Annotated in this window: 17 protein-coding genes; 9 read left to right on the top strand and 8 right to left on the bottom strand. The window is 70.3% G+C overall.

Annotated features, from left to right (window positions below; all coding sequences use genetic code 11):
* Positions 1-274 precede the first annotated feature (274 nt).
* A complete protein-coding gene (locus tag QMG73_RS11900; protein ID WP_407676781.1) occupies positions 275-1,120 on the bottom strand; it encodes a class I SAM-dependent methyltransferase in 846 nt (281 codons plus the stop codon).
* A gap of 335 nt (positions 1,121-1,455) precedes the next feature.
* On the opposite strand from QMG73_RS11900, the gene rpsA reads away from it, so the two are divergent.
* Both rpsA and coaE read left to right on the top strand, forming a co-directional pair.
* On the top strand, positions 1,456-2,940 hold the full coding sequence (rpsA, locus tag QMG73_RS11895) for a 30S ribosomal protein S1 (protein WP_281894629.1): 1,485 nt from the start codon (positions 1,456-1,458) through the stop codon (positions 2,938-2,940).
* A 68-nt stretch (positions 2,941-3,008) separates the two neighbouring features.
* The gene (gene coaE, locus QMG73_RS11890; RefSeq protein WP_281894676.1) at positions 3,009-3,836 is read left to right on the top strand and encodes a dephospho-CoA kinase; all 828 of its coding nucleotides are present in this window, start codon (positions 3,009-3,011) and stop codon (positions 3,834-3,836) included.
* Positions 3,837-3,917: 81 nt separating this feature from the next.
* Here the strand turns inward: coaE and QMG73_RS11885 are convergent, their stop codons facing one another.
* Positions 3,918-5,402: a hypothetical protein gene (locus QMG73_RS11885; protein WP_281894627.1), complete on the bottom strand. Its 1,485-nt coding sequence runs from the start codon at positions 5,400-5,402 to the stop codon at positions 3,918-3,920.
* Positions 5,403-5,760: 358 nt separating this feature from the next.
* On the opposite strand from QMG73_RS11885, the gene uvrB reads away from it, so the two are divergent.
* Complete coding sequence (gene uvrB / locus QMG73_RS11880; RefSeq protein WP_281894625.1) at positions 5,761-7,893, top strand: excinuclease ABC subunit UvrB; 2,133 nt, start codon at positions 5,761-5,763, stop codon at positions 7,891-7,893.
* A 560-nt stretch (positions 7,894-8,453) separates the two neighbouring features.
* Positions 8,454-9,329 (top strand): GNAT family N-acetyltransferase, encoded by an 876-nt coding sequence (locus tag QMG73_RS11875; protein ID WP_281894623.1) that lies wholly within the window; start codon positions 8,454-8,456, stop codon positions 9,327-9,329.
* On the opposite strand, the gene QMG73_RS11870 is transcribed toward QMG73_RS11875, so the two are convergent.
* A complete protein-coding gene (locus QMG73_RS11870; RefSeq protein ID WP_281894620.1) occupies positions 9,263-9,859 on the bottom strand; it encodes a TetR/AcrR family transcriptional regulator in 597 nt (198 codons plus the stop codon). The two genes, QMG73_RS11875 and QMG73_RS11870, sit on opposite strands and share 67 nt — an antisense overlap.
* A 14-nt stretch (positions 9,860-9,873) precedes the next feature.
* Between QMG73_RS11870 and QMG73_RS11865 the strand changes: the two genes are divergently transcribed.
* Both QMG73_RS11865 and QMG73_RS11860 read left to right on the top strand, forming a co-directional pair.
* On the top strand, positions 9,874-10,314 hold the full coding sequence (locus QMG73_RS11865) for an SRPBCC family protein (RefSeq protein ID WP_281894617.1): 441 nt from the start codon (positions 9,874-9,876) through the stop codon (positions 10,312-10,314).
* A gap of 305 nt (positions 10,315-10,619) precedes the next feature.
* Positions 10,620-11,627 carry a TerC family protein gene (locus QMG73_RS11860; protein WP_281894614.1) on the top strand — a complete coding sequence of 336 codons (1,008 nt, stop codon included), beginning with the start codon at positions 10,620-10,622 and terminating at the stop codon, positions 11,625-11,627.
* Here QMG73_RS11860 and QMG73_RS11855 read toward each other — a convergent pair.
* From QMG73_RS11855 to typA, 4 genes are all read right to left on the bottom strand, one after another.
* On the bottom strand, positions 11,601-12,542 hold the full coding sequence (locus QMG73_RS11855) for a C40 family peptidase (RefSeq protein ID WP_281894611.1): 942 nt from the start codon (positions 12,540-12,542) through the stop codon (positions 11,601-11,603). The genes QMG73_RS11860 and QMG73_RS11855 overlap by 27 nt on opposite strands.
* Positions 12,543-12,595: 53 nt before the next feature.
* Positions 12,596-13,669, bottom strand: coding sequence for a mandelate racemase/muconate lactonizing enzyme family protein (locus tag QMG73_RS11850; RefSeq protein WP_281894610.1), 1,074 nt, complete (start codon positions 13,667-13,669; stop codon positions 12,596-12,598).
* A gap of 538 nt (positions 13,670-14,207) precedes the next feature.
* Complete coding sequence (locus QMG73_RS11845; RefSeq protein WP_281894608.1) at positions 14,208-15,140, bottom strand: serine hydrolase; 933 nt, start codon at positions 15,138-15,140, stop codon at positions 14,208-14,210.
* A 362-nt stretch (positions 15,141-15,502) separates the two neighbouring features.
* On the bottom strand, positions 15,503-17,365 hold the full coding sequence (typA, locus tag QMG73_RS11840) for a translational GTPase TypA (protein ID WP_281894607.1): 1,863 nt from the start codon (positions 17,363-17,365) through the stop codon (positions 15,503-15,505).
* Positions 17,366-17,449: 84 nt separating this feature from the next.
* On the opposite strand from typA, the gene QMG73_RS11835 reads away from it, so the two are divergent.
* The 3 genes from QMG73_RS11835 (at position 17,450) to gsmA (ending at position 21,426) form a co-directional block, all read left to right on the top strand.
* On the top strand, positions 17,450-18,802 hold the full coding sequence (locus tag QMG73_RS11835) for a VTT domain-containing protein (protein WP_281894604.1): 1,353 nt from the start codon (positions 17,450-17,452) through the stop codon (positions 18,800-18,802).
* 19 nt (positions 18,803-18,821) lie between these two features.
* A complete protein-coding gene (locus tag QMG73_RS11830) occupies positions 18,822-20,285 on the top strand; it encodes a PhoX family protein (protein ID WP_281894601.1) in 1,464 nt (487 codons plus the stop codon).
* Positions 20,286-20,349: 64 nt separating this feature from the next.
* Entirely contained in the window at positions 20,350-21,426 is a 1,077-nt protein-coding gene (gene gsmA, locus QMG73_RS11825; RefSeq protein WP_281894600.1) for a sporangiospore maturation cell wall hydrolase GsmA, read from the top strand.
* On the opposite strand, the gene QMG73_RS11820 is transcribed toward gsmA, so the two are convergent.
* Positions 21,408-22,427: an NAD-dependent epimerase/dehydratase family protein gene (locus QMG73_RS11820; protein WP_281894598.1), complete on the bottom strand. Its 1,020-nt coding sequence runs from the start codon at positions 22,425-22,427 to the stop codon at positions 21,408-21,410. The genes gsmA and QMG73_RS11820 overlap by 19 nt on opposite strands.
* Positions 22,428-22,538: the final 111 nt, after the last annotated feature.

Raw genomic sequence — 22,538 nt, 5'->3', positions numbered from 1 at the left:
CCTGCGATGGACACGCCGCGCCAGGCGGCGACGATCGCGGCCGGCGACCCCGCAACGGTGACGCCGGCGTCCGCCGATCAAGGGCATTCGCATCGATCAAGGGCAAACGCACGTGGAAAAGAGATCCAATCACGTGCATTCGCCCTTGATCGGCGGCAAGAGCCGCCTGCCTGTGCGGCAAGAGCCGCCTGCCTGCGCGGAACGAAACGTCCGCCTGCGCGGAAGGAAACGCGAACCGGCGCGCAGTGCGGGCGCGCGGCGTGGGCGGGAAGGGTTACGTGTTAGGGGTATCCGTGGTGGGTTTGGTGGATACGAAGATGGCGGTGCCGGGGAACAGGTGGCCGCGCAACGGGCTCCATTGGCCCCACTCCTGGGTGTGACCCTCGGGCCATTCGGGTTCGATGAGGTCGCGTAGCACGAAGCCGGCGCCCACCAACTCGCGGACGCGGTCGCCCAATGTGCGGTGCTGTTCGACGTATGTCGGGACACCGTCCTCAGTGGACTCTACGTACGGGTTGCGGTCGAAGTACGAGTGGACGGCTAGGAGTCCCTCCTGGCCCGGGTCGTCGAGGAAGATCCATCGCATCGGGTGGGTGGCGGAGAAGACCCAGCGGCCGCCTGGGCGGAGGACGCGGTGCACCTCGCGCATGGCGGCGGCCGAGTCGACCACGAACGGGATCGCGCCGAACGCTGTGCAGACGATGTCGAATGCCTCGTCGGCGAACGGGAGTGCCAGCGCGTCGGCCTGCAGCAACGGTACCGGTACACCTGAGCGCGCGGAGGCCTCGACCGCGTGCCGCAACATGCCCGCGGACAGGTCCAAGGCGACCACGTGGGCGCCTTGCGTGGCGAGCCAGCGCCCGGCGGAGGCCGAGCCGCAGCCGAGTTCGAGGATCCGGCGGCCGGCGACCGGTCCGAGGAGGCCGGCGTCGGCCTCGCGCAAGCCTTCGGGGCACCAGACGAAGTCGACGTCGCCGAGGAAGGCGCCGTGTTCGGCCTGGTAGGAGTCGGCGTCGCGGTCCCACCAGCCGCGGTTGGCGCGGCGGGTCTCGGCGTCGCCCAGCGGGCGGCGGGCCACGCGCGGGGCTGCCGTATCTGTCACCCGATCATTCTGGCCCATCGGCCGCCACGGTCCGGAAGGCGGCAGCTCGTCGAGCCGTGACGTAGGTGTGACCAGCGCTACATCTGGGCTACATGCCGGACAATCTATGGCGTTTGGGAAACACGCCGTACATCTGGTGCCGGTGGGGCTTGCACGCTGTGGTAATGCGCACGGTAAGCTGTTCGATGCACTCGCGGATCGTGGCCTCGGCAGGGAGTAGGTCCGCGGTCGACGGACACATCCCAGCATCACCGGCGATTCAGCATCATCGACGACGTTGCGCTGTGCCCGGCGGCGGGTCCGTGGGCGCGAGCAGGTTACCGCGACACCATCCGTTCGGAGCAACAGTCCACATGACGAGCAGCATCGAGGCCACCTCGAGCGCAAACAAGGTCACCGTCGACGACCTCGGGTCCGAGGAGGCGTTCCTCGCCGCTATCGACGAGACCATCAAGTACTTCAACGACGGCGACATTGTCGAAGGCACCGTCGTCAAGGTCGATCGGGACGAGGTCCTGCTCGACATCGGCTACAAGACCGAGGGCGTCATCCCCTCGCGCGAGTTGTCGATCAAGCATGACGTGGACCCCGCTGAGGTGGTGTCGGTCGGTGACCACATCGAGGCCCTGGTTCTCCAGAAGGAGGACAAGGAAGGGCGTCTGATCCTCTCGAAGAAGCGTGCGCAGTACGAGCGCGCGTGGGGGACCATCGAGAAGATCAAGGACGAGGACGGGGTCGTTCGCGGCTCGGTCATCGAGGTGGTCAAGGGTGGTCTGATCCTCGACATCGGGCTGCGCGGCTTCCTGCCCGCTTCGCTGGTCGAGATGCGCCGCGTGCGCGACCTGCAGCCGTACGTCGGCCGGGAGCTCGAGGCGAAGATCATCGAGCTGGACAAGAACCGCAACAACGTGGTTCTGTCCCGCCGGGCGTGGCTGGAGCAGACGCAGTCCGAGGTGCGCACCGAGTTCCTCAACAAGCTGGCCAAGGGCCAGGTCCGCAAGGGCGTCGTGTCCTCGATCGTCAACTTCGGCGCGTTTGTCGACCTTGGCGGCGTCGACGGTCTGGTGCACGTGTCCGAGCTGTCCTGGAAGCACATCGACCACCCCTCCGAGGTCGTCGAGGTGGGCCAGGAAGTCGAGGTCGAGGTTCTCGACGTCGATCTCGACCGCGAGCGCGTCTCGCTGTCGCTCAAGGCCACGCAGGAAGACCCGTGGCGCCAGTTCGCCCGCACCCACGCGATCCAGCAGATCGTGCCGGGCAAGGTGACCAAGCTGGTGCCGTTCGGTGCGTTCGTGCGGGTCGACGACGGCATCGAGGGCCTGGTGCACATCTCCGAGCTGGCCGAGCGCCACGTGGAGATCCCGGAGCAGGTCGTGCAGGTCGGCTCCGACGTGATGGTCAAGGTCATCGACATCGACCTCGAGCGCCGGCGGATCTCGCTGTCGCTCAAGCAGGCCAACGAGGGCTTCGTCGAGGGCGAGGAGCACTTCGACCCGACCCTCTACGGCATGGCCGCCACGTACGACAACGAGGGCAACTACATCTACCCCGAGGGCTTCGACCCGGAGACCGGCGAGTGGCTCGAAGGGTACGACAAGCAGCGCGAGACGTGGGAAACTCAGTACGCTGAGGCCCGCCAGCGCTGGGAGGCCCACACCAAGCAGGTGCAGACCGCTCGTGCGGCCGACGCCGACGCGGCGGCCGCGCCGGCTCCGACCAGTGGCGGCGCCACGTCGTCCACGACGGCCCCGGCCCGCCAGGCCGAGGAGCCCGCGGGCACCCTCGCCACCGACGAGGCGCTCGCCGCGCTGCGCGAGAAGCTCGCCGGCGGCAAGTAAGTCTCAGCAACACCGAAACGGCCCCCGCGCTTCGCGGGGGCCGTTTTCGCTAGCCTGTCGTCGTGCTGATGATCGGGCTCACCGGTGGGATCGGGGCGGGTAAGAGCGCGGTGGCGAGCCGGCTCGCCGCGCGCGGCGCGCTGCTCGTCGACTCAGACCGGCTGGCGCGCGAGGTGGTCGCGGCCGGCACGCCGGGATTGGCCGCCGTCGTGGCTGCCTTCGGCGATGGGGTACTGGGACCAGACGGCGAACTCGACCGGCCCGCCCTGGGCGCCCGCGTCTTCGGCGACGACGCTGCCCGGCGGCGGTTGGAGGCGATCGTGCACCCGTTGGTTCGCGAGCGTTCCGTGGAGATGACCGCCGCCGCCCCGCCCGACGCGATCGTGCTCAACGACGTCCCGCTCCTCGCCGAGGTGGGGCTCGGGCCCGCGTACCATCTCGTCGTCGTGGTCGAGGCCGACGAAGCCACCCGCGTGCGGCGACTGGTGCGCGACCGGGGAATGCCCGAGCCGCAGGCGCGGGCCCGGATCGCCGCGCAGGCCGCCGACGCCGAGCGGCGCGCGGTCGCCGACGTGCTGCTGCGCAACGATGCCACGCTCGACGACCTGGCCGCGCGCGTCGATACGCTGTGGGACGACCGGCTCGTCCCTTACGAGGAGAACGTGCGGCGCGGTCGCGTGGCTGAGCCTGGCGCTCTGGTACGGCCGGAGGACTGGCCGAGGGTCGCCGCGCGGCTCGGGCATGTGCTGGGCGGCGAGCCGCGGCTGGTCGACGGCGTGATCGAGGTGCGCGGGCCGGGCGATGAGCTGGGCCCGGCGGGCTTTCCGCGGATGGCGGACGGCCGGCACGGCAGCGCCGATCCCGGCCGTCCGGCCACCGTCGTGCTTATTGCCTGATGCCCTCGCTCCGCTCGGAGACCGCGGTCGCTCTGGTCGCTTCGCTCCCGCCGCTTTGCGCGGTCTGCGGACGGCGCGTGCTCACTTGAGTTTTGGTACCCGGCCGGGCTTGATGTCGAGCTGACCGTAAGCGCCGATGCGGGTCCGCAGTTCGAGCCGCCGCAGGCCACCCGACCCGTCCACCCAGTACCTGATCGTGGCCTGCCCGCGCGCCCCGCCGACGTCGGCGACCTTCGGGATCTCGTACACGGTCACCGGCGCGCCGTCGAGCGTGTCCGCGCGCAGCCAGCGGGCCACCTTGCGGAGCTTCTTGGCGTCGTCGCGGCCGCTGCTGCTGACCGCGAGGGCCTCGTTGACGAGCATGTCGAGGTCGAGGCCGCCCAGCGCGTCGCCGCGGCGTGCCCACGGGATGAACTCCCAGCCCTTCTTCGCCGGCGGCACCGGCGCCTTCTTGACGTCTTTCTTCGCCTTCTGCACCGAAACGCCCGAGCGGTTGACCCGCATGAGGTAGCCCTGATCCCCTTCCTGCGCCAGGAAGTACGCCATCGCGCCCCGCCAGTCGATCCAGCCTTCGGCCCGGAGCGCGCCGGAGGGCAGCATCGGCACGTTGAGCGTGATCTCGCCGCCGCCGGCCTTCCGGTTCCGCTGGCGCATCGCGGCGAGCACGGCCGCCTCGCGCGCTGTCACCTGCCGCGACTTGCCGCCCCGCCCGCCAAACGCGTCGATCGCGACCAGGTCGGGACTGTCCTCGCGGCGGAGTTCGACGGTGACCGGCAGGTCCTTGGCGAGCAGCGCCTCGAACTTGTAGAGGCGCGCGTCGCCGTCCAGCCAGTACTTCACGGCGCCGCCCATCGCGGCGAGCGAGCCGGGGGAGGGGGTGGGACTCTGCGGTCCCACCGGCTTGGTAGCGCTCGGCGTCGGCTTTGGCTTCGCCGTCTTCGTAGGTGCCGTCTTCGTCGGTGCCGGACGGGGCGGCACGGCCGGGCCGAGCAGGATGTCGACCGGGTGCTCGCCGATCTTGTCGCGGCCGATCCACTTGGCCTCGCTGCGCGCGAGCAGGTCGGCGGCGTCGGGCTCCGCGCTGGCGATCGCGAACAGCAGCGCGAGGAACGAGTCGATCACCGCCGGGGTCGAGGACGCGGCCGTGAACGGCCGCACGCTCCAGTTGTCGCTGGGCGGGACGGCGGGTGGTTCCGCGACGCGGCCTGGTCGCGTGGCCACCAGTCCGGGTACCGCCTGGAGGAGCCCGTCGTCCGGACCCTCGGTCGGCGCGGTGGCCGCGAGGTACACCAGGGGGCGGTGCCAGTCGACCCAGCCGGCGAGCCGGATCTCGCTGCCGGGCTTGCCGACCACCGCTCGCAGGCCCACCCGCGCGTCCTTGTAGTTGCGGGCGCGCATGCCGCCGAGCCGTTCCGCCTCCGCGGCGGTGAGCTGGCGGGCCTTGACGGTCTCGTTCGATGGCGAGCAGGAGACGAGCCCGCTGGCCATGCTGGCGAGCGTGCCGCCACCGAGGGCGACGAGAGCGACGAGGGCGACGACGCGGCGCCGGTCTTGGGTTCCCTTCACGGGAGGTTGAACTGGCTCAGCGCGCGAGAGGTGACGTGTTTTTTGGGCGTTCCTGCGTGCTTTGCGCTAGTGCGCTCGCCGGCGGGCGCTCGATTTGGGGCGCTCGCGGCGGCCGGTCAGCGCGTCCTGCGCGACCACTCGGGTGCGCTCACCGGCTGGACGCCGGGGCTGCAACCCTGCGTCGGGGGTGCCCAGCCGGTGTGGAGGCCCGGTCACCTGCCCGATCGGCCGCCGCGAGCGGCCTACCCTTAAGACGGTAGCGCGGTGATCTTTCCCACACAATGACAATATCGAAGTTGATCGCAGACGTTACCCGGGCGGACGAATGTTGTCGGTGGGGCGGCGTACGGTTTAGAACATGGCTCTCGAGATCCCGCGCGTAGATGGCCGCTTCGAGGTAATCAGCGACTACAAGCCGTCCGGCGACCAGCCGACGGCCATCGATGACCTTGAGCGTCGGGTGCGCCGGGGTGACCGCCACACCGTGCTGCTCGGCGCCACCGGCACCGGCAAGAGCGCCACCACGGCGTGGCTCGTCGAGCGGCTCCAGCGGCCGACTCTCGTGATGGCTCACAACAAGACCCTGTGCGCCCAGCTCGCCAAGGAGTTCCGCGAGCTGATGCCCAACAACGCCGTCGAATACTTCGTTTCTTACTACGACTACTACCAACCCGAGGCATACATCCCGCAGACCGATACCTATATCGAAAAGGACTCCTCGGTCAACGAAGAGGTCGAGCGGTTGCGGCACTCGGCGACCATGTCGCTGCTGACCAGGCGCGACGTCATCGTGGTGGCCACCGTCTCCGCCATCTACGGGCTGGGCACGCCGTCTGAGTACCTCGACCGGGCGGTCCGCCTGCAGGTGGGCAAGGAGATCGAGCGCGACAAGCTGCTGCGCCGCCTGGTCGACATCCAGTACACGCGAAACGACATGGCGTTCAACCGGGGCACGTTCCGGGTGCGCGGTGACACGCTGGAGATCATCCCGGCATACGAGGAGCTGGCGATCCGCGTCGAGTTCTTCGGCGACGAGGTCGAAAAGCTGTACTACCTGCACCCGCTCACCGGTGACGTGGTGAAGGAGGTCAATCAGCTCCTCATCTTCCCCGCTACCCACTACGCCGCCGGCCCCGAGCGCATGGAGCGGGCGATGGCCGGCATCGAGGTCGAGCTGGCCGAGCGCCTCGAGGAGCTGGAGCGCCAGGGCAAGCTGCTGGAGGCCCAGCGGCTGCGCATGCGCACCACGTATGACCTGGAGATGATGCGGCAGGTCGGGTTCTGCTCGGGCATCGAAAACTACTCGATGCACATCGACGGCCGCGAGCCCGGCAGTCCGCCGCACTGCCTCCTCGACTACTTCCCCGACGACTTCCTGACGGTGATCGACGAGTCGCACCAGACGATCCCGCAGATCGGCGCCATGTACGAGGGCGACGCGTCCCGCAAGCGGCTGCTCATCGAGCACGGCTTCCGGCTCCCCAGCGCGGCCGACAACCGGCCACTGCGGTTCGACGAGTTCCTGGAGCGGGTGGGGCAGATGGTGTTCCTGTCCGCCACCCCCGGGCCGTGGGAGCTGCAGCAGTCCGGCGGCGAGTTCGTCGAGCAGGTCATCCGCCCTACCGGCCTGGTCGACCCCGAGGTGGTCATCAAGCCCACCAAGGGCCAGATCGACGATCTCATGCACGAGATCAAGCTCCGCACCGAGCGCGACGAGCGGGTCCTCGTCACCACGCTCACCAAGAAGATGGCCGAAGACCTCACCGACTACCTGCTGGAGCACGGCATCCGCGTGCGCTACCTGCACTCCGAGGTCGACACCCTGCGCCGCGTCGAGCTGCTACGGGAGCTGCGCAAGGGCGACTTCGATGTGCTCGTCGGCATCAACCTGCTCCGCGAGGGCCTCGACCTGCCCGAGGTGTCGCTGGTCGCGATCCTCGACGCCGACAAGGAGGGCTTCCTGCGCAGCGGCACCTCGCTGATCCAGACCATCGGCCGCGCCGCCCGAAACGTGTCCGGCCAGGTCCACATGTACGCCGACAAGATGACCCCGTCGATGGCCAACGCGATCGACGAGACCAACCGGCGCCGCGCCAAGCAGACCGCCTACAACGAAGCCAACGGCATCTCGCCCGAGCCGCTCCGCAAGAAGATCCACGACATCCTCGACGACATCTACCGCGAGGCCGACGACACCGAGGGCGCCCTCAGCGGCCACGGCCCCGGCGGCGCCATCATCGGCGGCGCCGGCCGCCAGATGTCCCGCGGCAAGGCCCCGGTGCCCGAGACCCGCTCCCGCGGCAAGGGCGCCACCCGCCCAGCCCGCGAAGGCATGGCCCGAGCCGAGCTGGCGCAGCTCATCCAGGACCTGAACGACCAGATGCTGGCGGCGGCGCGCGAGCTCCAGTTCGAGCTGGCGGCCCGCATCCGTGACGAGGTGCACGACCTGAAGAAGGAGCTTCGCGGCATGGACGCCGCGGGCGTCAAGTAACTCACGGCGGGCCTTGCGGTCCACGGCTCGGCGCCCGGCTGCCCCCTCGGTGACCTGGCGCTGTGCGGTCTTGCGTTGTGCGCGGCCGGCCGTGCGCTGGGCGGTGCGGTCTTGCTGTGCGCGGGGTGTTGTTTTCCGCGCCGCGTCCTGCGCGTCGCGTCCTGCGCGCTGCGTCCTGCGCGCTGCGTCCTGCGTGCTGCGTCCTGCGTGCTGCGTCCTGCGCGCTGCGTCCTGCGCGCCGCGCGCCGCGCGTCGATCAAGGGCATTCGCATGGATCAAGGGCGAATGCACGCGGAAATGCGATCGAATCGCGTGCGTTCGCCCTTGATCGGCGTACCGGGCGTGGCGACACGCGGAGCTGGCAGCGTGGGCCGGGGGTCTCGGCGAGCGCTTGCGAGCCGCCGGCTCGCGCGGTGCCCGCGGGAGCATGCGGTCCGCAGGTGGCGCGGACCGGGGCATCAAGATCTCGCAGTGGTCGGCGTGCCGCGCCGCGGCGGGCTGCGCTGTGACGGGCAAAAACGGGGCGTCGCGGGGAGGGTGGGTCTCGTAGGCTCAGCGGCGTGCCAGCCGAACTGACCTGGGGGCCGCTCGGCGCGGCCAGCGCAACCGAAGTCGCGGACCTTGCCGAGCGGTGCCGCGCCGTGGATGGCGGCCTGACCGAGGTGGCGATCAGCCGGTACTCGGACGGCGGCGCGATCACCACCGCTGGCCGGACGGCGGCGGGGGAGTTGGTCGCGGTGGCCGTCGTGCGGCGGGTCGGGGAGCGGGCGATGATCACCGGGATGGTCGACCCGGCGCGGCGGGGTCTCGGTGTGGGCTCGCGGTTGTTGGACTGGGCGCTGTCGGCGGCGGGAACGTTCACCGGCGATGTCGTGCTGGAGACGGAGGCGGTGACGCCTGAGGCGCAGCGGTTGTTCGAGAGCCGCGGGCTGCGGCAGGTGTTCGCCGAAGATGTCATGCGCATCGACCTGTCCGGTGATCTTCCCGCGGCGGCGGTGCCGGCCGGTGTCGAGATGATCACGTGGGCGCCGGAGACAGTGGGCCGGTTTTTCGAGGTCTACGAGGCGGCGTTCCGCGAACGGCCGGGCTTTCCGGGCTGGCCCGCCGAGCGGTGGGTGGCGTGGACGGCGGGTGACGACGAGTTTCGCCCCGACTGCTCGGTGCTGGCCACCGATGCGGACGGCGGAGCGGATCTTGGGTTCGTCACGTGTGCGGATGGGTGGATCGTGCAGGTGGGGGTGCGGCCGGAGGCGCGGGGGCGCGGGATCGCCGCGGGGCTCGTGGTGGAGGCGCTGCGCCGGATGCGGGCCGAGGGTGCCACCTCGGCGCTGCTCGATGTCAACGCCAACAATCCGGGCGCCGCGCGTGTCTATGCGCGGCTGGGCTTCTCGGTGGTTGGCCGCCGTGCCAGGTTCGAGCCGGCCAGGGCCTCGTAGCCGGCCACGAACCGCTCCAGCGCCTCGTCGGTCGCGGCCCGATCGCCGGTGGCGAGCAGGTCGAGGAGCAGACCCCGCATGACCGCGACTCCGAGACGCGCGTCGGCCCGAGCCACCTCTTCCAGTACGCCGTGCCGCCGCGCGAACTCGACCGCTGGCCCGAGCCAGGATTCGACGATGCCGTCGAGCAGCGGGGCAGCATGCGGGCGCCCCTGCAGCGCCTGACCGTAGATCTCGAAGAACAGCCGCTCGTGCGGCCACAGCGACGGGTCCGCGAAGCGCCGCCACATCTGCCGGATCGCCTCGCCCGGCGAGTACCCGTCGAGCCCTGCGAACGCGTCTCGCTGCTGCCGCTCGACCGTGCGGACGACCTCGACGAGCAGCCCTTCCTTGGAACCGAAGTGGTAGATCAGCATGCGGTGGCTGGTGCCGAGGGCGGCCGCCAGCTGGCGGAGGCTCAGGTCGCTCAGCCCGTGCGCGGCGAGGTGATCGACGGCCGCATCCAGGAGGCGCTGTCGCGGCTCAGGCATGTACCATATGGTACATGCCGCAGGACATCGATGTGTCGGCCCGGTCCACGGCCGACGCCGCCACTGTGTACGCGCTGGTCGAGTCGGGCGCGACCTGGCCCACCTGGACGGGGCTGGGCTCGTTCGAGCTGGAGCGGCCGGGGGAGGGTGCGCCCGAAGGGGTGGGTGCGATCCGGGTGTTCCGCACCTGGCCGTTCACCAGCCGGGAGGAGATCGTCGAGCGGGTGCCCGGCCGGCGGCTGAGCTATGTGCTGCTGTCCGGAATGCCGCTGCGCGGCTACCGCGCCGACGTCGACCTCACGCCCAGCGCGGAGGGCACCACCATCCGGTGGCACTCGACGTTCGATGTGACGGTGCCCGGTACAGGATGGTTCTGGCGCTTGTTTCTTGGCCGCTTTATCCGCGACTGCGTCAATGGCCTGGCGCGCGAGGCCGCCAGCAGATCGCACACCTAGCCTCCTAGGAAGCTTGAGTGAGTGTGAGAGGAAGCGCACTACCAGCCGCGCCGATGTGTAAAAACGGGTGCTGATGGTGGATGATGGGGCAGAAGGAGGGGAGTATTCCCCGCGGCGGAAGTCGTCAGCACGGTCCTCGTCCGGTTCGCCGGAGCGGTGACCCGGCGCCGCCGGCCACGGTCAACGGCTACCACAGACCGCGGCGGAAGAGACCTCCGACAGAAATCACATCGCCACGTTTCGGCCTCCCGGGGTAGATCCGGGTCGATTGCGGGGCGATGTCGTGTGTCTGCCGGAGGTTTACGTTGAACGTGCCCACCTGGGTGTGGATCATCACGCTGGTGACGATGGTCGCGATGCTCGCGGTCGATCTGTTCATCGTCGGCCGGCGTCCACACGAGCCAAGTCTCAAGGAAGCCGGCCTGTGGGTCGGCTTTTATGTGGGGCTCGCACTCATCTTCGGTGTCGGAGTCTGGCTCACCGCCGGAGCCACGCCAGCGGGTGAGTTCTACGCCGGCTGGCTGACCGAGTACAGCCTGTCGGTCGACAACCTCTTCGTCTTCGTCATCATCATGAGCCGCTTCGCGGTGCCGCGGCGCTTCCAGCAAGAGGTGCTGCTGTTCGGCATCATCCTCGCGCTCGTGATGCGCGGTGGGTTCATCGCGGCGGGCTCGGCTCTGATCTCCCAGTTCTCCTGGGTGTTCTACGTCTTCGGTGCCTTCCTCATCTACACCGCCGTGGGGCTCGCGCGGCAGGGTGAGATGGAAGAGGACGACTTCAAGGAAAACGTGGTGATCCGCTGGGCGCGGCGGGCGTTGCGGGTCTCGCCCGATTTCGGCAACGGCCGGTTCACGACGATCAACGACGACGGCCGGCGGATGTTCACGCCGCTGCTGCTGGTGATGATCGCGATCGGCACCACCGACCTGATCTTCGCGCTCGACTCGATCCCGGCCATCTTCGGCATCACCTCCGAGGCGTACCTGGTCTTCACCGCCAACGTGTTCGCCCTCATGGGCCTCCGCCAGCTGTACTTCTTGCTCGGTGGCCTGCTGGAGCGGCTGGTCTACCTCACGATCGGACTCGCGGTCATCCTCGGCTTCATCGGTGTCAAGCTGGTGCTCGAGGCGCTCGCGGACAACAACGTGCCGTTCATCAACGGCGGCGAGCACATCGGTTGGGCGCCGCACATCCCGATCTGGCTGTCTCTCACCGTCATCCTCGGCACGCTGGTCGTATCGACGGTCGCCAGCCTGCTCAAGTCGGCGCGAGACGCGAAGAAGGAGTTAGTCCGCGCTGGCGCCGACCGGTAGGGGTGTGACCCGGTGGACTCCGACCAGCGTGGCGACGCGGTCGGGGGCCATCGGCTCGTCGAGCACGCGGCGCTTGGTGTAGCAGGCGTGCAGCATCTGGCGGTACCCGCTGGCGCCGGGCGCCGCCGACACGAAGCCGATGTGGTGGACGTCGTGGCCCGGGCGGGCGAAGAAGTACAGGTCGCCGGGGCGCTCGTCGCCGAGGGAGAGAGGCGTGGTGGCGCGCGCCAGGTCGTCGGCGTCGCGCGGCAGCCGTACCCCGAAGCGCCGCCACGCCAGGTGAACGAGGCCCGAGCAGTCGATGCCGTACGGGGACACGCCGCCCCAGATGTACAGGACGTCGTTGAGCCGGCGAGCCACGTCGAGCACCTCGGTGGCGGTTGGCGCGTTCGTTGGCAGGGGCGTGAGGTCCACTTCGGACGCCCACAATGGAGCGTCGTGCCCTGGTACCTCCACGGGGAGCCAGCCGTCGCGTGCGGGGCCGGTCGCCGCGAAGCGGGTGCCGAGGATCACGCCGGGCAGCGCGACCGTGCCGCCGGGCGTGGCGCGCAGCGCGGTGGTGACGGCGTCGACGACGTATCCGGCGGGTGCCGGGGCGGCGGCGGCGAGTTGTGCGGCGGGCAGCCAACCCGGGTACCCGCGGGGGTCGAGCTTGGCGGCCGGCTGCTCGACGGCGACGACGCGCGCCCAGCCGTCGGGGCGGAGTTCCTCGATGAGGACTCGCTCTCCGAGGAGCAGCTGACTGAGTACACAGTCACTGACTTGCTGGTCAGCGTCCATGCCGGACACCCAGGTGGGGATGTCGGCGTGCGGTCCGATCGCGGGCCGGTCCACGGGGCGTACCGCCTCGGGGCCGGACCACAGCGTCGCCGCCGTGACCCGGACGACAGCCTCTCGGCCAGGTGCCAGCGGCACGGTGCCTCCTCGTAGGGAAGTAACGGTCGGCACTTCCCTAGTGAATATTATCTTCATGCCACGGCGCTGACACCTAACCCGGGAGTGTCGGAAAGTTGCACGGCCGCGTCCGCGTACACGATGCCCTGCTGGACCGGCGACGAGGCGAGCCACCAGGCGGCGTCGAGGTCCGATATCGCCGTGGTCCCAACCGCGGCGACGAGGCTGGCGGCGGCGCCGATGCCCACCTGCGTCTCCATCATCGAACCGACGACGGTGCCCATGCCGTGCGCGGCCGCGAGTTCGAGCAGGGTGCGGGCCGGGCCGAGGCCGCCGCACTTGGCGAGCTTGACGTTGACCATGTCGGCCGCCCGGCGACGGATCACCTCGACGAGGTCGCGCACGCCGAACACCGCCTCGTCCGCGAGGATCGGCACGCTGACCCGGTCGCTGACCCACGCGAGCCCGTCGAGGTCGCGGCCCGCCACCGGCTGCTCGACCAACTCGACATCGAGCCCGGCGTCCTCGATGCCGCGGATCACCCGGACGGCGTCGCGCGGCGTCCAGCCCTGGTTCGCGTCGAGGCGGATGCGCACGTCGGGACCGACCGCCTCGCGCACGTGGCGCACGCGGCTCAGGTCGGTCACCGCGTCCGTGCCAACCTTCACCTTGAGCACGGTGAAACCCTCGGCCGCCCGGTCCCGGGCCGCCGCGGCGAGCTCACCGGCCGCACCAGCCGACAGCGTGACATCCGTCGGCACCCGCCGGGCCGTCCCACCGAGCATCCTGGCAAGGGGTACGCCCAGCCGGCGCGCCGCCAGATCATGCAGCGCGGTGTCGACGGCGCCCTTCGCGGCCTCGTTGCCGGCGACAGCGCGCCGGACCTCGGCGCAGCGGGCATTGAGATCGTCGGGGTCGCGGCCGGTGAGCAAGGGGGCGAGCAGTTCGCGTACGCACGCCTCGCTGCCCGCCACCGACGCGCCCGTGACCTGCCAGACCTGCGGCGCCTCACCGAAACCCGACCGCCCGTCCGCGTCCACGATTTCGACAATGAGCGTCTCGACCGTGGTGGCGCGGCGGAGCGCGGTGACGAACGGGGTGTGCAGCGGCGCCGAGACGCGATGCGTGCGGATATGGCTGATGCTCATACAAGCCGACCCTAATGCGATTCGATCATGCCCGCGCACAGCGGTGCCGCCGCCGTCGCGCCAGCTCGCCGTGGCGCCGGCTTTGCCGTCGATCAAGGGCGAATGCATGTGGTTGGATCTCTTTTCCGCGTGTTTTTGCCCTTGATCGATGCGAATGCCCTTGATCGACATCGTTGCGCGGAGGGCTCTGGCGCGGTGTCAAGCCCGACCGCCGCGGCCAGCTCGGCGCCGCCGCCTGCGCCCGACCGGATTGTCCCGATCCGCGCGGCGGGCCCCTTGCGCTGTGAACGTTTGTTGTTGCTGGAGCGACAACAAACGTTCACAGCTCGCCGCTGAACCGCGACCTTGACATCGGATTCACGCCCTTAACCCGCCGCGTTGTCACCTTGTCGGCGCCAACAAGTCGGCCGCGCTTGGCGGGCGTGCCGGCGCGGCGACAGGCCGTGCATGCGGCGGGCGGATCGAGCAGGTTGCCGCATTTTCGGGGAAAGTGCGCCCTCCGCCCGTGCCTGATGCCGCACTTTCCCTGATTGCGCTGCTACGTCTGGCGGGCTGCCCACGCGTCCGCGGAGATCCGCGAGAGTAGCGCGCAGGCATCCTTGTCCGGGAGGTCGGTCGTCGCGCAGACGGCGATGGCGTACGGCGGCGCGTCGTCAGGGAAGACCACGCCCGCGCTGTGCCGGACGCCTGGCACCCAGCCGTTCTTGTGCGCGATGCGGGTGCCGGGCGGGAGGCCGGCGGCGAGGTCTTCACGCCGCTCCTGGGCGAGCAGCACGTCGAGCATCGCCCGACAGGCGTCGGGCGATGCGAGCCCGGTCGTGGCGCGCTGTGGCGGATCCGCGGCGTCTGGCGGGGTATCGGCGCGGCCTATCGGGTCCATGGGGCTCGGCCCGTCGGGCCGGTCAGGGGTAGCGGACGCGAGGGCCGGGTGGCTGACGTCTTGCGCCGCGCCCACGGCGATCGCCGTCAGGAGAGCTGCCAGGTCGGCGGCCGTCACTAGATTTTCGATGCCGGCCTTGCGGGCGACCGAGTCCTCGATGCCGCGGGCCGTGACGCTGTGGCGAGCGCCCACCCGGTCCCACACCTTGGCCACCGCGGGCAAGGTCGTGAGGCCGAGCACGATGTTCGTGGCAAGGTTGCTCGACCTCACGATCATGCGGGTGGCCAGCCAGCGTAGGGGCGCGGTGCCGCCGAGGTGCTTCCACACCTCGGGGTCGCTGTCGTACTCGCGCGTGCATCCGTACGAACCGGACGCCGCGGAGGGGAAGACGTTGTGGACGGGAACGTCCGCGTCCAGGTCGACGTCCGAGCGGTAGAGGGCCGCGAGCACCGCGGCCTTCATCGTGCTGGCAGCGTAGTGGGTGGCGGCCGGCAGGCGGGTATAGGTGGGCGGGCGGCCGAGCGGTCCGGTGAAGACGGAGACCGTGCCGGGCACGGCGTCGAGGTCCTTGTCGAGCGCTCCCCAGTCCACGCGCTCATTCTGCGGGATGGCCGGCGCGCGCGGTCGCCGGGTTGCGCGGACGGCGGGCCGTGGCCCGCGCGGGCCACGGCCCGCCCACTGACCGCGCCGCGTGTGCCGGGTCGCGGCGGGTGTGACGCGGCCCTGCCGCGTGCGCCGCGCGGCCCTGCCGCGTGCGCCGCGCGGCCCTGCCGCGTGCGCCGCGCGGCCGTGGCGCCCTGCCGCGATCAAGGGCGTTTGCGTCGATCAAGGGCGAACGCACGCGGAAAAGCGATCCAACCACGTGCATTCGCCCTTGATCGGCGGAAGAAGGGCGCTCGCGCGCCGCAGAGCGCGCCACGCGCGAGGGCGCGGAGGTGCGGCGGGGGTGGGGCTTAGGTGGTGTGTTTGCGGCGGGCGGCGGCTCGGGCGCGCTGGGTTTGGTCGAGCACGACCTTGCGAATTCGCACGGCCACCGGTGTCACTTCGACGCACTCGTCTTCGCGGCAGAACTCCAACGCCTGCTCCAGCGACAGCTTCCGCGGCGGAATCACCTTCTCCGTCTCCTCGCTGGTGGAGGAGCGCATGTTGGTGAGCTTCTTCTCCTTGGTGATGTTGACGTCCATGTCGTCGGAGCGGGAGTTCTCGCCGACGATCATGCCCTCGTACACCTCGGTGGTGGGCTCGACGAACAGTGTGCCGCGCTCCTGGAGGTTGAGCATCGCGAACGGGGTGACCACGCCGCTGCGGTCGGCGACAAGTGAGCCGTTGCTGCGGGTGCGCAGCTCGCCGAACCACGGCTCGTACGACTCGAAGACGTGGTGCAGGATGCCGGTGCCCCGGGTGTCGGTGAGGAACTCGGTGCGGAACCCGATCAGCCCGCGCGCCGGCACCAGCCACTCCATGCGTACCCAGCCGGTGCCGTGGTTGACCAGCTGCTCCATGCGGCCCTTGCGGGTGGCGAGGAGCTGGGTGATCGCGCCCAGGTACTCGTCGGGGGCGTCGATCGTGAGGCGCTCCACCGGCTCGCAGGTGCGCCCGTCGATCTCCCGGGTGACCACCTGAGGCTTGCCGACGGTCAGCTCGTACTGCTCGCGCCGCATCTGCTCGACCAGGATGGCGAGAGCCAGCTCGCCGCGGCCCTGCACCTCCCAGGTGTCGGGACGGTCGGTCGGCAGTACCCGCAGCGACACGTTGCCGACCAGTTCCTTGTCGAGGCGGTCCTTGACCATCCGGGCGGTCACCTTGGCACCCTTGACCCGGCCGACCAGCGGCGAGTTGTTGGTGCCGATGGTCATCGAGATGGCCGGCTCGTCGACGGTGATGCGGGGCAGGGGCCGAGGGTCGTCGGCGTCGGCCAGCGTGTCGCCGATCATGATCTCGGGGATGCCGGCGACCGCCATGATGTCGCCCGGCCCGGCGCTCTCGGCGGGCTTGCGCTCCAGCCCGTCGGTCATCAGGAGCTCGGAGATGCGTACCCGCTCGATGGTGCCGCCCTCGCGGCACCAGGCCACGGTCTGGCCCTTGCGGATCGTGCCCTGCCGCACCCGGCACAGCGCCAGCCGGCCGAGGAACGGCGACGCGTCCAGGTTGGTGACGTGGGCCTGGAGCGGGGCGTTCTCGTCGTACGCCGGCGCCGGGATGGTGTCCAGCAGGGTCTGGAAGAGCGGCTGGAGATCCGGGCTGTCGGGCAGCCCGCCGTCAGCCGGCTGGGTGAGGGATGCCATGCCGTCGCGGGCGCAGGCGTAGATGATCGGGAAGTCGATCTGGCTGTCGTCGGCGTCGAGGTCGAGGAAGAGCTCGTACGTGTCGTCGACGACCTCCTTGATCCGGGCGTCGGGCCGGTCGACCTTGTTGATGACCAGGATGATCGGCAGCCGGGCCCGGAGCGCCTTGCGCAGTACGAACCGGGTCTGCGGCAGCGGCCCCTCGCTGGCGTCGACGAGCAGCACCACGCCGTCGACCATGGTCAGGCCGCGCTCCACCTCGCCGCCGAAGTCGGCGTGACCAGGGGTGTCGATGATGTTGATGGTGACGGCCTCGCCGTCGGCTGGCCGGTAGCTGATCGCCGTGTTCTTGGCGAGGATCGTGATGCCCTTTTCCCGCTCCAGATCCATCGAGTCCATCACGCGGTCGGTCATCTCGGCCCGGGCGTGGAACTGGCCGCCTTGCCGCAGCATGGCGTCGACCAGGGTGGTCTTGCCGTGGTCGACGTGGGCGATGATGGCGACGTTGCGGAGATCGGAGCGGGTCTGCATGCCCCTATTCTCCCGTGTCCATGATCGCGAGGCTGACCCGGGGGCACGGGCATGTCATGCTGGCCACGTGGTCGGGGGAGAACCATGGAAAGCCTGCTGAGCCTGCTCGAAGCGTTGCCGCCGGTGTTGATCTACCTCATCGCGGCGGTCCTGGTGGCTACCGAGACCGCGGTGATCGTGGGACTGGTGTTGCCGGCTGAGGCGACGCTGCTGACGGTGGGCTTCCTGGCGTACCTGGGCACGCTGCGCCTGGCGCCGGCGATCGCGGTGATGATCGGGGCGGCGCTGGCCGGCGACGCGCTCGCCTTCCGCAGCGGGCGCAGGCACGGCGCGCGGCTGCGCGCCAGCCGGGTGGGGGTCCGGGTCGGGGAGGAGCGCTGGCGCAAGGCCGACGCGATGGTCAACCGGCTGGGCGGGCGGGCCATGTTCGGCGCGCGGTGGCTGGCATTCGTCCGCACGCTGGCGCCGCGCCTTGCCGGCACCGCGGGTATGCCGTACAAGCGCTTCGCACCCTGGAACGCGGCCGGCGTCGCCACGTGGGTCGGCGCGTCGGTGCTCGTCGGATACCTCGCGGGTGAGTCATACGAGACGGTGTCCCGGTACCTGGGCAAGGCGACCGGTGCGGTGCTGATCCTGCTCGCGGCGATCGTCGGCATCGTCCTGACCGGACGGTGGCTGGGCCGCAACCCCGATCCAGCGCGGGCACTCGCGGCCCGCGCGGGTGCGCTGCCGCCGCTGCGGTGGATGACGCAGCGGTACGGTGTGCTGTTCTTCCTGCTGTCCATGCAGATCGGACCGGGCTGGGCACTCGTCATCAACCTGGTCGCCGGCATGCTGCTGCTCTTCGGCATCGGGCTGGCGATGGCGTGGCTCGTCGAGGTCGTCGTGCGACACAGTGGACTGTCCCTTATCGACAATGCGATAGCGAACTGGTTCGCCGACCGGCGCACCGAGGGCACCGCACACGCCGCCGACGTGGTCATCGACGTGCTCCGCCCGCAGTACCTGGTGGCCGCCGTCGCACTGGTCGCCGTGGTGCTGGGCTGGCGCAGCCGAGCCTGGCGCGGTGACCTGGTGAGCATGGTCGGCACGGTTGGCGCGTTCGTCCCGCTGCTCGTGCTCGCCGTGGTCGAGCAGTTGCTGCCGGAGCGCTTCTTCCTCACCCAACTCGCGGTCGTGACCGCGAGCCTGTGCACGCTGGCCTGGATGGTCTCGCAGCGCACCCGCTGGCCGGCGGCCGTCGGCGCCTGGACCGCGGCGACGGTCGCGGTGATGGTCGTTTCGGGCGCACGCGTGTACGTCGGCTGGAACACGGCCAGCCAGACGGTCACCTCGGTGCTGCTCGGCGCACTGTGGACGGCCGTGTTCATGGTCGCATGGCACACCCGCGATCGGGCCACTAACTCGCAGGTCAACGTTGGGTTGCCGGTCGGCTGAGGAGTGACATCATCAGCAGATGGCAGAACTGCAACGGCGCACCCTGCTGCGCGGCACCGTCGCCGCGAGCGGTGCCCTGATCGGCGGGCCCTTCCTGGGCTTCGTCAACCGCGCAAGCGCGGCGGCTCCCACGGAGCACACGCCGCAACTTGGTCCCATCGCCGACCTCCGCGACGGCAAGGTCCGGCTGTGGCTACCCGACGGATTCAAGTACCGGTCCTTCCACGACACCGAGTTCGCCGTGACGCTCGACGACGGCACCGCGCTGCCGGGGCGGCACGACGGGATGGGCGCCTTCCGCGGGCGCAATGGCACCATCCGCCTTGTTCGCAACCACGAGGTCAACAATCCCGGTCCGGCCTTCGGCGACGCCGGCGCGGCGTACGACCCGATGGCGCAGGGCGGCACCACCACGGTCGAGGTGACGAAGTACGGCGAGGTGGTGAGCGGCTACACGAGCTGCAACGGCACGATGATGAACTGCTCGGGCGGCCGGATGCCGTGGGGCAGCTGGATCACCTGCGAGGAGACCGTCAACGGGCCGGACGTCGGGCCCGACTTCACCGGTACGCCCAACCTGCCGCTCACCCAGCGCCACGGGTTCATCTTCGAGGTACCCGTGCGCGGGCAGTCGGACCGCGAGCCGATCACGGCGGCGGGCCGGTTCTCGCACGAGTCGGTCGCGTTCGACCCGTGGAGCGGATACCTGTACCTGACCGAGGACAACTTCGGCTGGCCGTCCGGGTTCTACCGGTACAAGCCGCGCAAGCACCCGATGAAGACCGGGAAACTGGGCAACCGCGGCCGGCTGCAGATGCTGAAGGTGCGCGGGCGGCCCAACCTGAACCTGGCGGCGGCCCAGCCGCGCCGGGCGTCGTACCGGGTCGAGTGGGTCGACATCGACGACCCGGCGCCCTCGTTCCCGTACACGCCGGGGCAGACGGCGCCGACCACCAACGACACCGCGCTCACGCACGTGGCGCGGCAGGGCTGGGCGCAGGGCGCGGCGTACTTCTCGCGCCTGGAGGGCTCGGCGTACGACGACGGCATCGTCTACTTCACCGCCACGCAGGGCGGCGGGCCGGCGGAGACGTCGCTCGGGCCGATCGCGGACGGCTACGGCAACGGCAGCGGCCAGATCTGGGCGTACGACACGCGCGCGTCGGTGTTGCGGCTGGCGTACGAGTCGCCGGGGCCGGACGTGCTCGACTTCCCCGACAACGTGACCACGAGCCCGCGCGGCACGCTCGTGGTGTGCGAGGACAACGTCAACAACAATTACCTGCGCGGGCTGACCCGGCGCGGGCGGCTCTTCGACATCGCGCTCAACCGGCTCACCAGCAGCACGGGCGCGGACCGGTCGAACGACGAGTTCGCCGGGTCGACGTTCAGCCCCGACGGGCACACCCTTTTCGTCAACATTCAGGCCAGCCGGGGCATGACCTTCGCGATCTGGGGGCCGTGGCACCGCATCGGCGTGTAGCTCATTAGGGAGCAATTTTCTCGTTTGCCACGTGCGTGTCAAAACGGGCAAATAGTATCCCTGCATGGTAGGGGTGCGAAGTGGCGTCATCGTGGTGGTGCTCGTAGCGGGGGTCAGCGTGGCCCCGGCGGCCCAGGCTGCCGGGGCCATTCCCACGGTGCGGAGCGGGGGAACGGGTCTCAACATGCGGGTCGGGGCGTCCACAGCGGACGCCGTCGCGGGCAGGCTTGGCGAGGGCGCACGGCTCGCGGTCACTTGTCAGGTGTACGGGGAGCTGATCGCCGGCACCCAAGGGCGCACTCCAATGTGGAATCGTCTCTCGAACGGCCGGTACGTGGCGGACGCCTTCGTCCGGTGGACCCCCGGGCGCCCCTGGGTGCACTGGTGCGGCCCGCGCGGCGCGGTGCTGCCGACCGTGCGCACCGGCGTCGGCCCGCTCAACGTCCGCTCCGGCCCCGGCACCCGCTTCGGCCAGGTGGGCCGGCTCGCCGAGGGGCGGGTGATGGCCGTCGAGTGCCAGGTGTGGGGCGAACTGGTCACCGGCAAGGTGCGGCGCTCAGCGGCGTGGAACAGGCTGCCGGGCAACCGGTACGTCGCCGACGCGTACACGGTGTGGAGCCCGCACCTGCCGACCCTGCCCTGGTGCGGCCAGCAGGCGCCGAGCACGCCGGCGGCGAACGCGGCGCAGTTCATCGCGCGCACCAGTGGGCCCGCGCGGGCCGGCTTCCGGCAGTACAAGGTGCCGGCGTCGGTCACCATCGCGCAGGCGATCCTGGAGTCCGGCTGGGGGCGGAGCTGGCTGACCCGGCGCGACCACAGTTACTTCGGCATCAAGTGCTTCGGCAACCCCGGCGGTATCGCGCTCGGCTGCCGCTCCTACGCCACGCACGAGTGCGATGGCAAGAAGTGCTACCCGACGACCGCGCAGTTCCGGGCGTACCGCAACGCGAACGGCTCCTTCGCCGACCACGGCCGGTTCCTGACCGTGAATCCCCGGTACCGCAACGCGTTCAGGTACAGCAACGACCCGAACAGGTTCGCCGTCGAGATACACAAGGCCGGGTACGCCACGTCGCCGACGTACGCCCAGAACCTCATCAAGCTGATGAAGGCGTACGACCTCTACCGGTTCGACCGCTGAGCCAGCCAGTCGTCCTCGGTCGCGTAGTCGAAGAAGTCCACGCCGTGCAGCTCGTTCAGGCGCGGAAACGCGTCGCCGCCCTGCCTTTCGCGGGCCTGGCTGACCAACCAGTCCACTGTGGCCGGTAGTGACTCGGTGTACCCGGTCACCGGCGCGTATCCCAGCTCCCGCCGCGCCGCGGACATGTCCAGCACGAACGGGTGCGCGATCGACCAGGGCGTTTCGCCCACCGCGCCCATCGGCGGCGGTCCGTCGATCAGCACCTCCTCCGCCTCGTACCCGAGCACCGCGTGAATGGCCGCCCCGATCTCGCGTACCGTCGGCGCATCCGGGTCGGCGGCGTTGAGCGCGCGGGAGCCCGGCTTCGCGGCGGCGAGCCGGATCAGCTCGGCCAGGTTGGCGGTGGCCGTGGGCTGAAAGCGGTTCTCACCGTTGTGGGCGAGGATGCGGTGCCGCCGGCCGTCCAGCGCCCGCCGCACGAAGTACCACTCGCGCAAGAACTCGCTTCGTGGGCCGTGGATCGCGGCCGGACGCAGCACCGTCGTGGGTAGCGCGTCGCCCGCGTCCAGCAGAGCCCGCTCCAGAGCCACCTTGCGGGTCGCGTAGTCACCGTCGTCGGGCGCCATGGTGGATTGCGCCTCCGTTATCGGTACCGGAAAATCGCCACCCAGACCGCGCCCGGCGGTGTCGGCGTAGACCGCGGCGCTGGAAATCACCACCGCGGACCCGATCCGGCCGGCGAGCTTGAGTAGTTGCTCAGCGTGACCGGCGTTGTACCCGACGGCGTCGACCACCACGTCGACGCCGTCGCCGACGGCTGCGGCCAGTTGGGCGTCGTCGCCGCGGTCGAGCCGCACCTCGCGCACTCCGAGCTCCGCCGGCCAGACACCGTCCGGGTGGCGACTCGCGGCCCGCACCTCCCAGCCGTCCCGCGCGAGAGCCGGCACAGCGGCCTGACCGATCTGCCCCGTGGCGCCGATGACCAGCGCGATCTTGTCCATCCCGCCACGCTAGGCCGCGCGCCGGGAAACGCCACCCGGGTTCGCGGCGGGCGGAATCGTTGAACCTCTGACCGTCCCGCGACGTACTCCCTCGCAGCCGTCCAGGGGAGG

The sequence above is a fragment of the Phytohabitans aurantiacus genome, assembly GCF_027923225.1.
Classification (GTDB): Bacteria; Actinomycetota; Actinomycetes; order Mycobacteriales; family Micromonosporaceae; genus Phytohabitans; species Phytohabitans aurantiacus.
The sequence above is the reverse complement of the archived record's forward strand: the minus strand, read 5'-3'. Positions and strand labels throughout refer to the sequence as shown.

Excerpts from the sequence above, each read along its gene's own strand:
- gsmA (WP_281894600.1), top strand. The coding sequence starts at position 20,350 with ATGGTAGGGGTGCGAAGTGGCGTCATCGTGGTGGTGCTCGTAGCGGGG.
- QMG73_RS11830 (WP_281894601.1), top strand. The coding sequence starts at position 18,822 with ATGGCAGAACTGCAACGGCGCACCCTGCTGCGCGGCACCGTCGCCGCG.
- typA (WP_281894607.1), bottom strand. The coding sequence starts at position 17,365 with ATGCAGACCCGCTCCGATCTCCGCAACGTCGCCATCATCGCCCACGTC.
- QMG73_RS11820 (WP_281894598.1), bottom strand. The coding sequence starts at position 22,427 with ATGGACAAGATCGCGCTGGTCATCGGCGCCACGGGGCAGATCGGTCAG.
- uvrB (WP_281894625.1), top strand. The coding sequence starts at position 5,761 with ATGGCTCTCGAGATCCCGCGCGTAGATGGCCGCTTCGAGGTAATCAGC.
- QMG73_RS11835 (WP_281894604.1), top strand. The coding sequence starts at position 17,450 with ATGGAAAGCCTGCTGAGCCTGCTCGAAGCGTTGCCGCCGGTGTTGATC.
- rpsA (WP_281894629.1), top strand. The coding sequence starts at position 1,456 with ATGACGAGCAGCATCGAGGCCACCTCGAGCGCAAACAAGGTCACCGTC.
- QMG73_RS11900 (WP_407676781.1), bottom strand. The coding sequence starts at position 1,120 with ATGGGCCAGAATGATCGGGTGACAGATACGGCAGCCCCGCGCGTGGCC.
- coaE (WP_281894676.1), top strand. The coding sequence starts at position 3,009 with ATGATCGGGCTCACCGGTGGGATCGGGGCGGGTAAGAGCGCGGTGGCG.
- QMG73_RS11865 (WP_281894617.1), top strand. The coding sequence starts at position 9,874 with ATGCCGCAGGACATCGATGTGTCGGCCCGGTCCACGGCCGACGCCGCC.
- QMG73_RS11850 (WP_281894610.1), bottom strand. The coding sequence starts at position 13,669 with ATGAGCATCAGCCATATCCGCACGCATCGCGTCTCGGCGCCGCTGCAC.
- QMG73_RS11870 (WP_281894620.1), bottom strand. The coding sequence starts at position 9,859 with ATGCCTGAGCCGCGACAGCGCCTCCTGGATGCGGCCGTCGATCACCTC.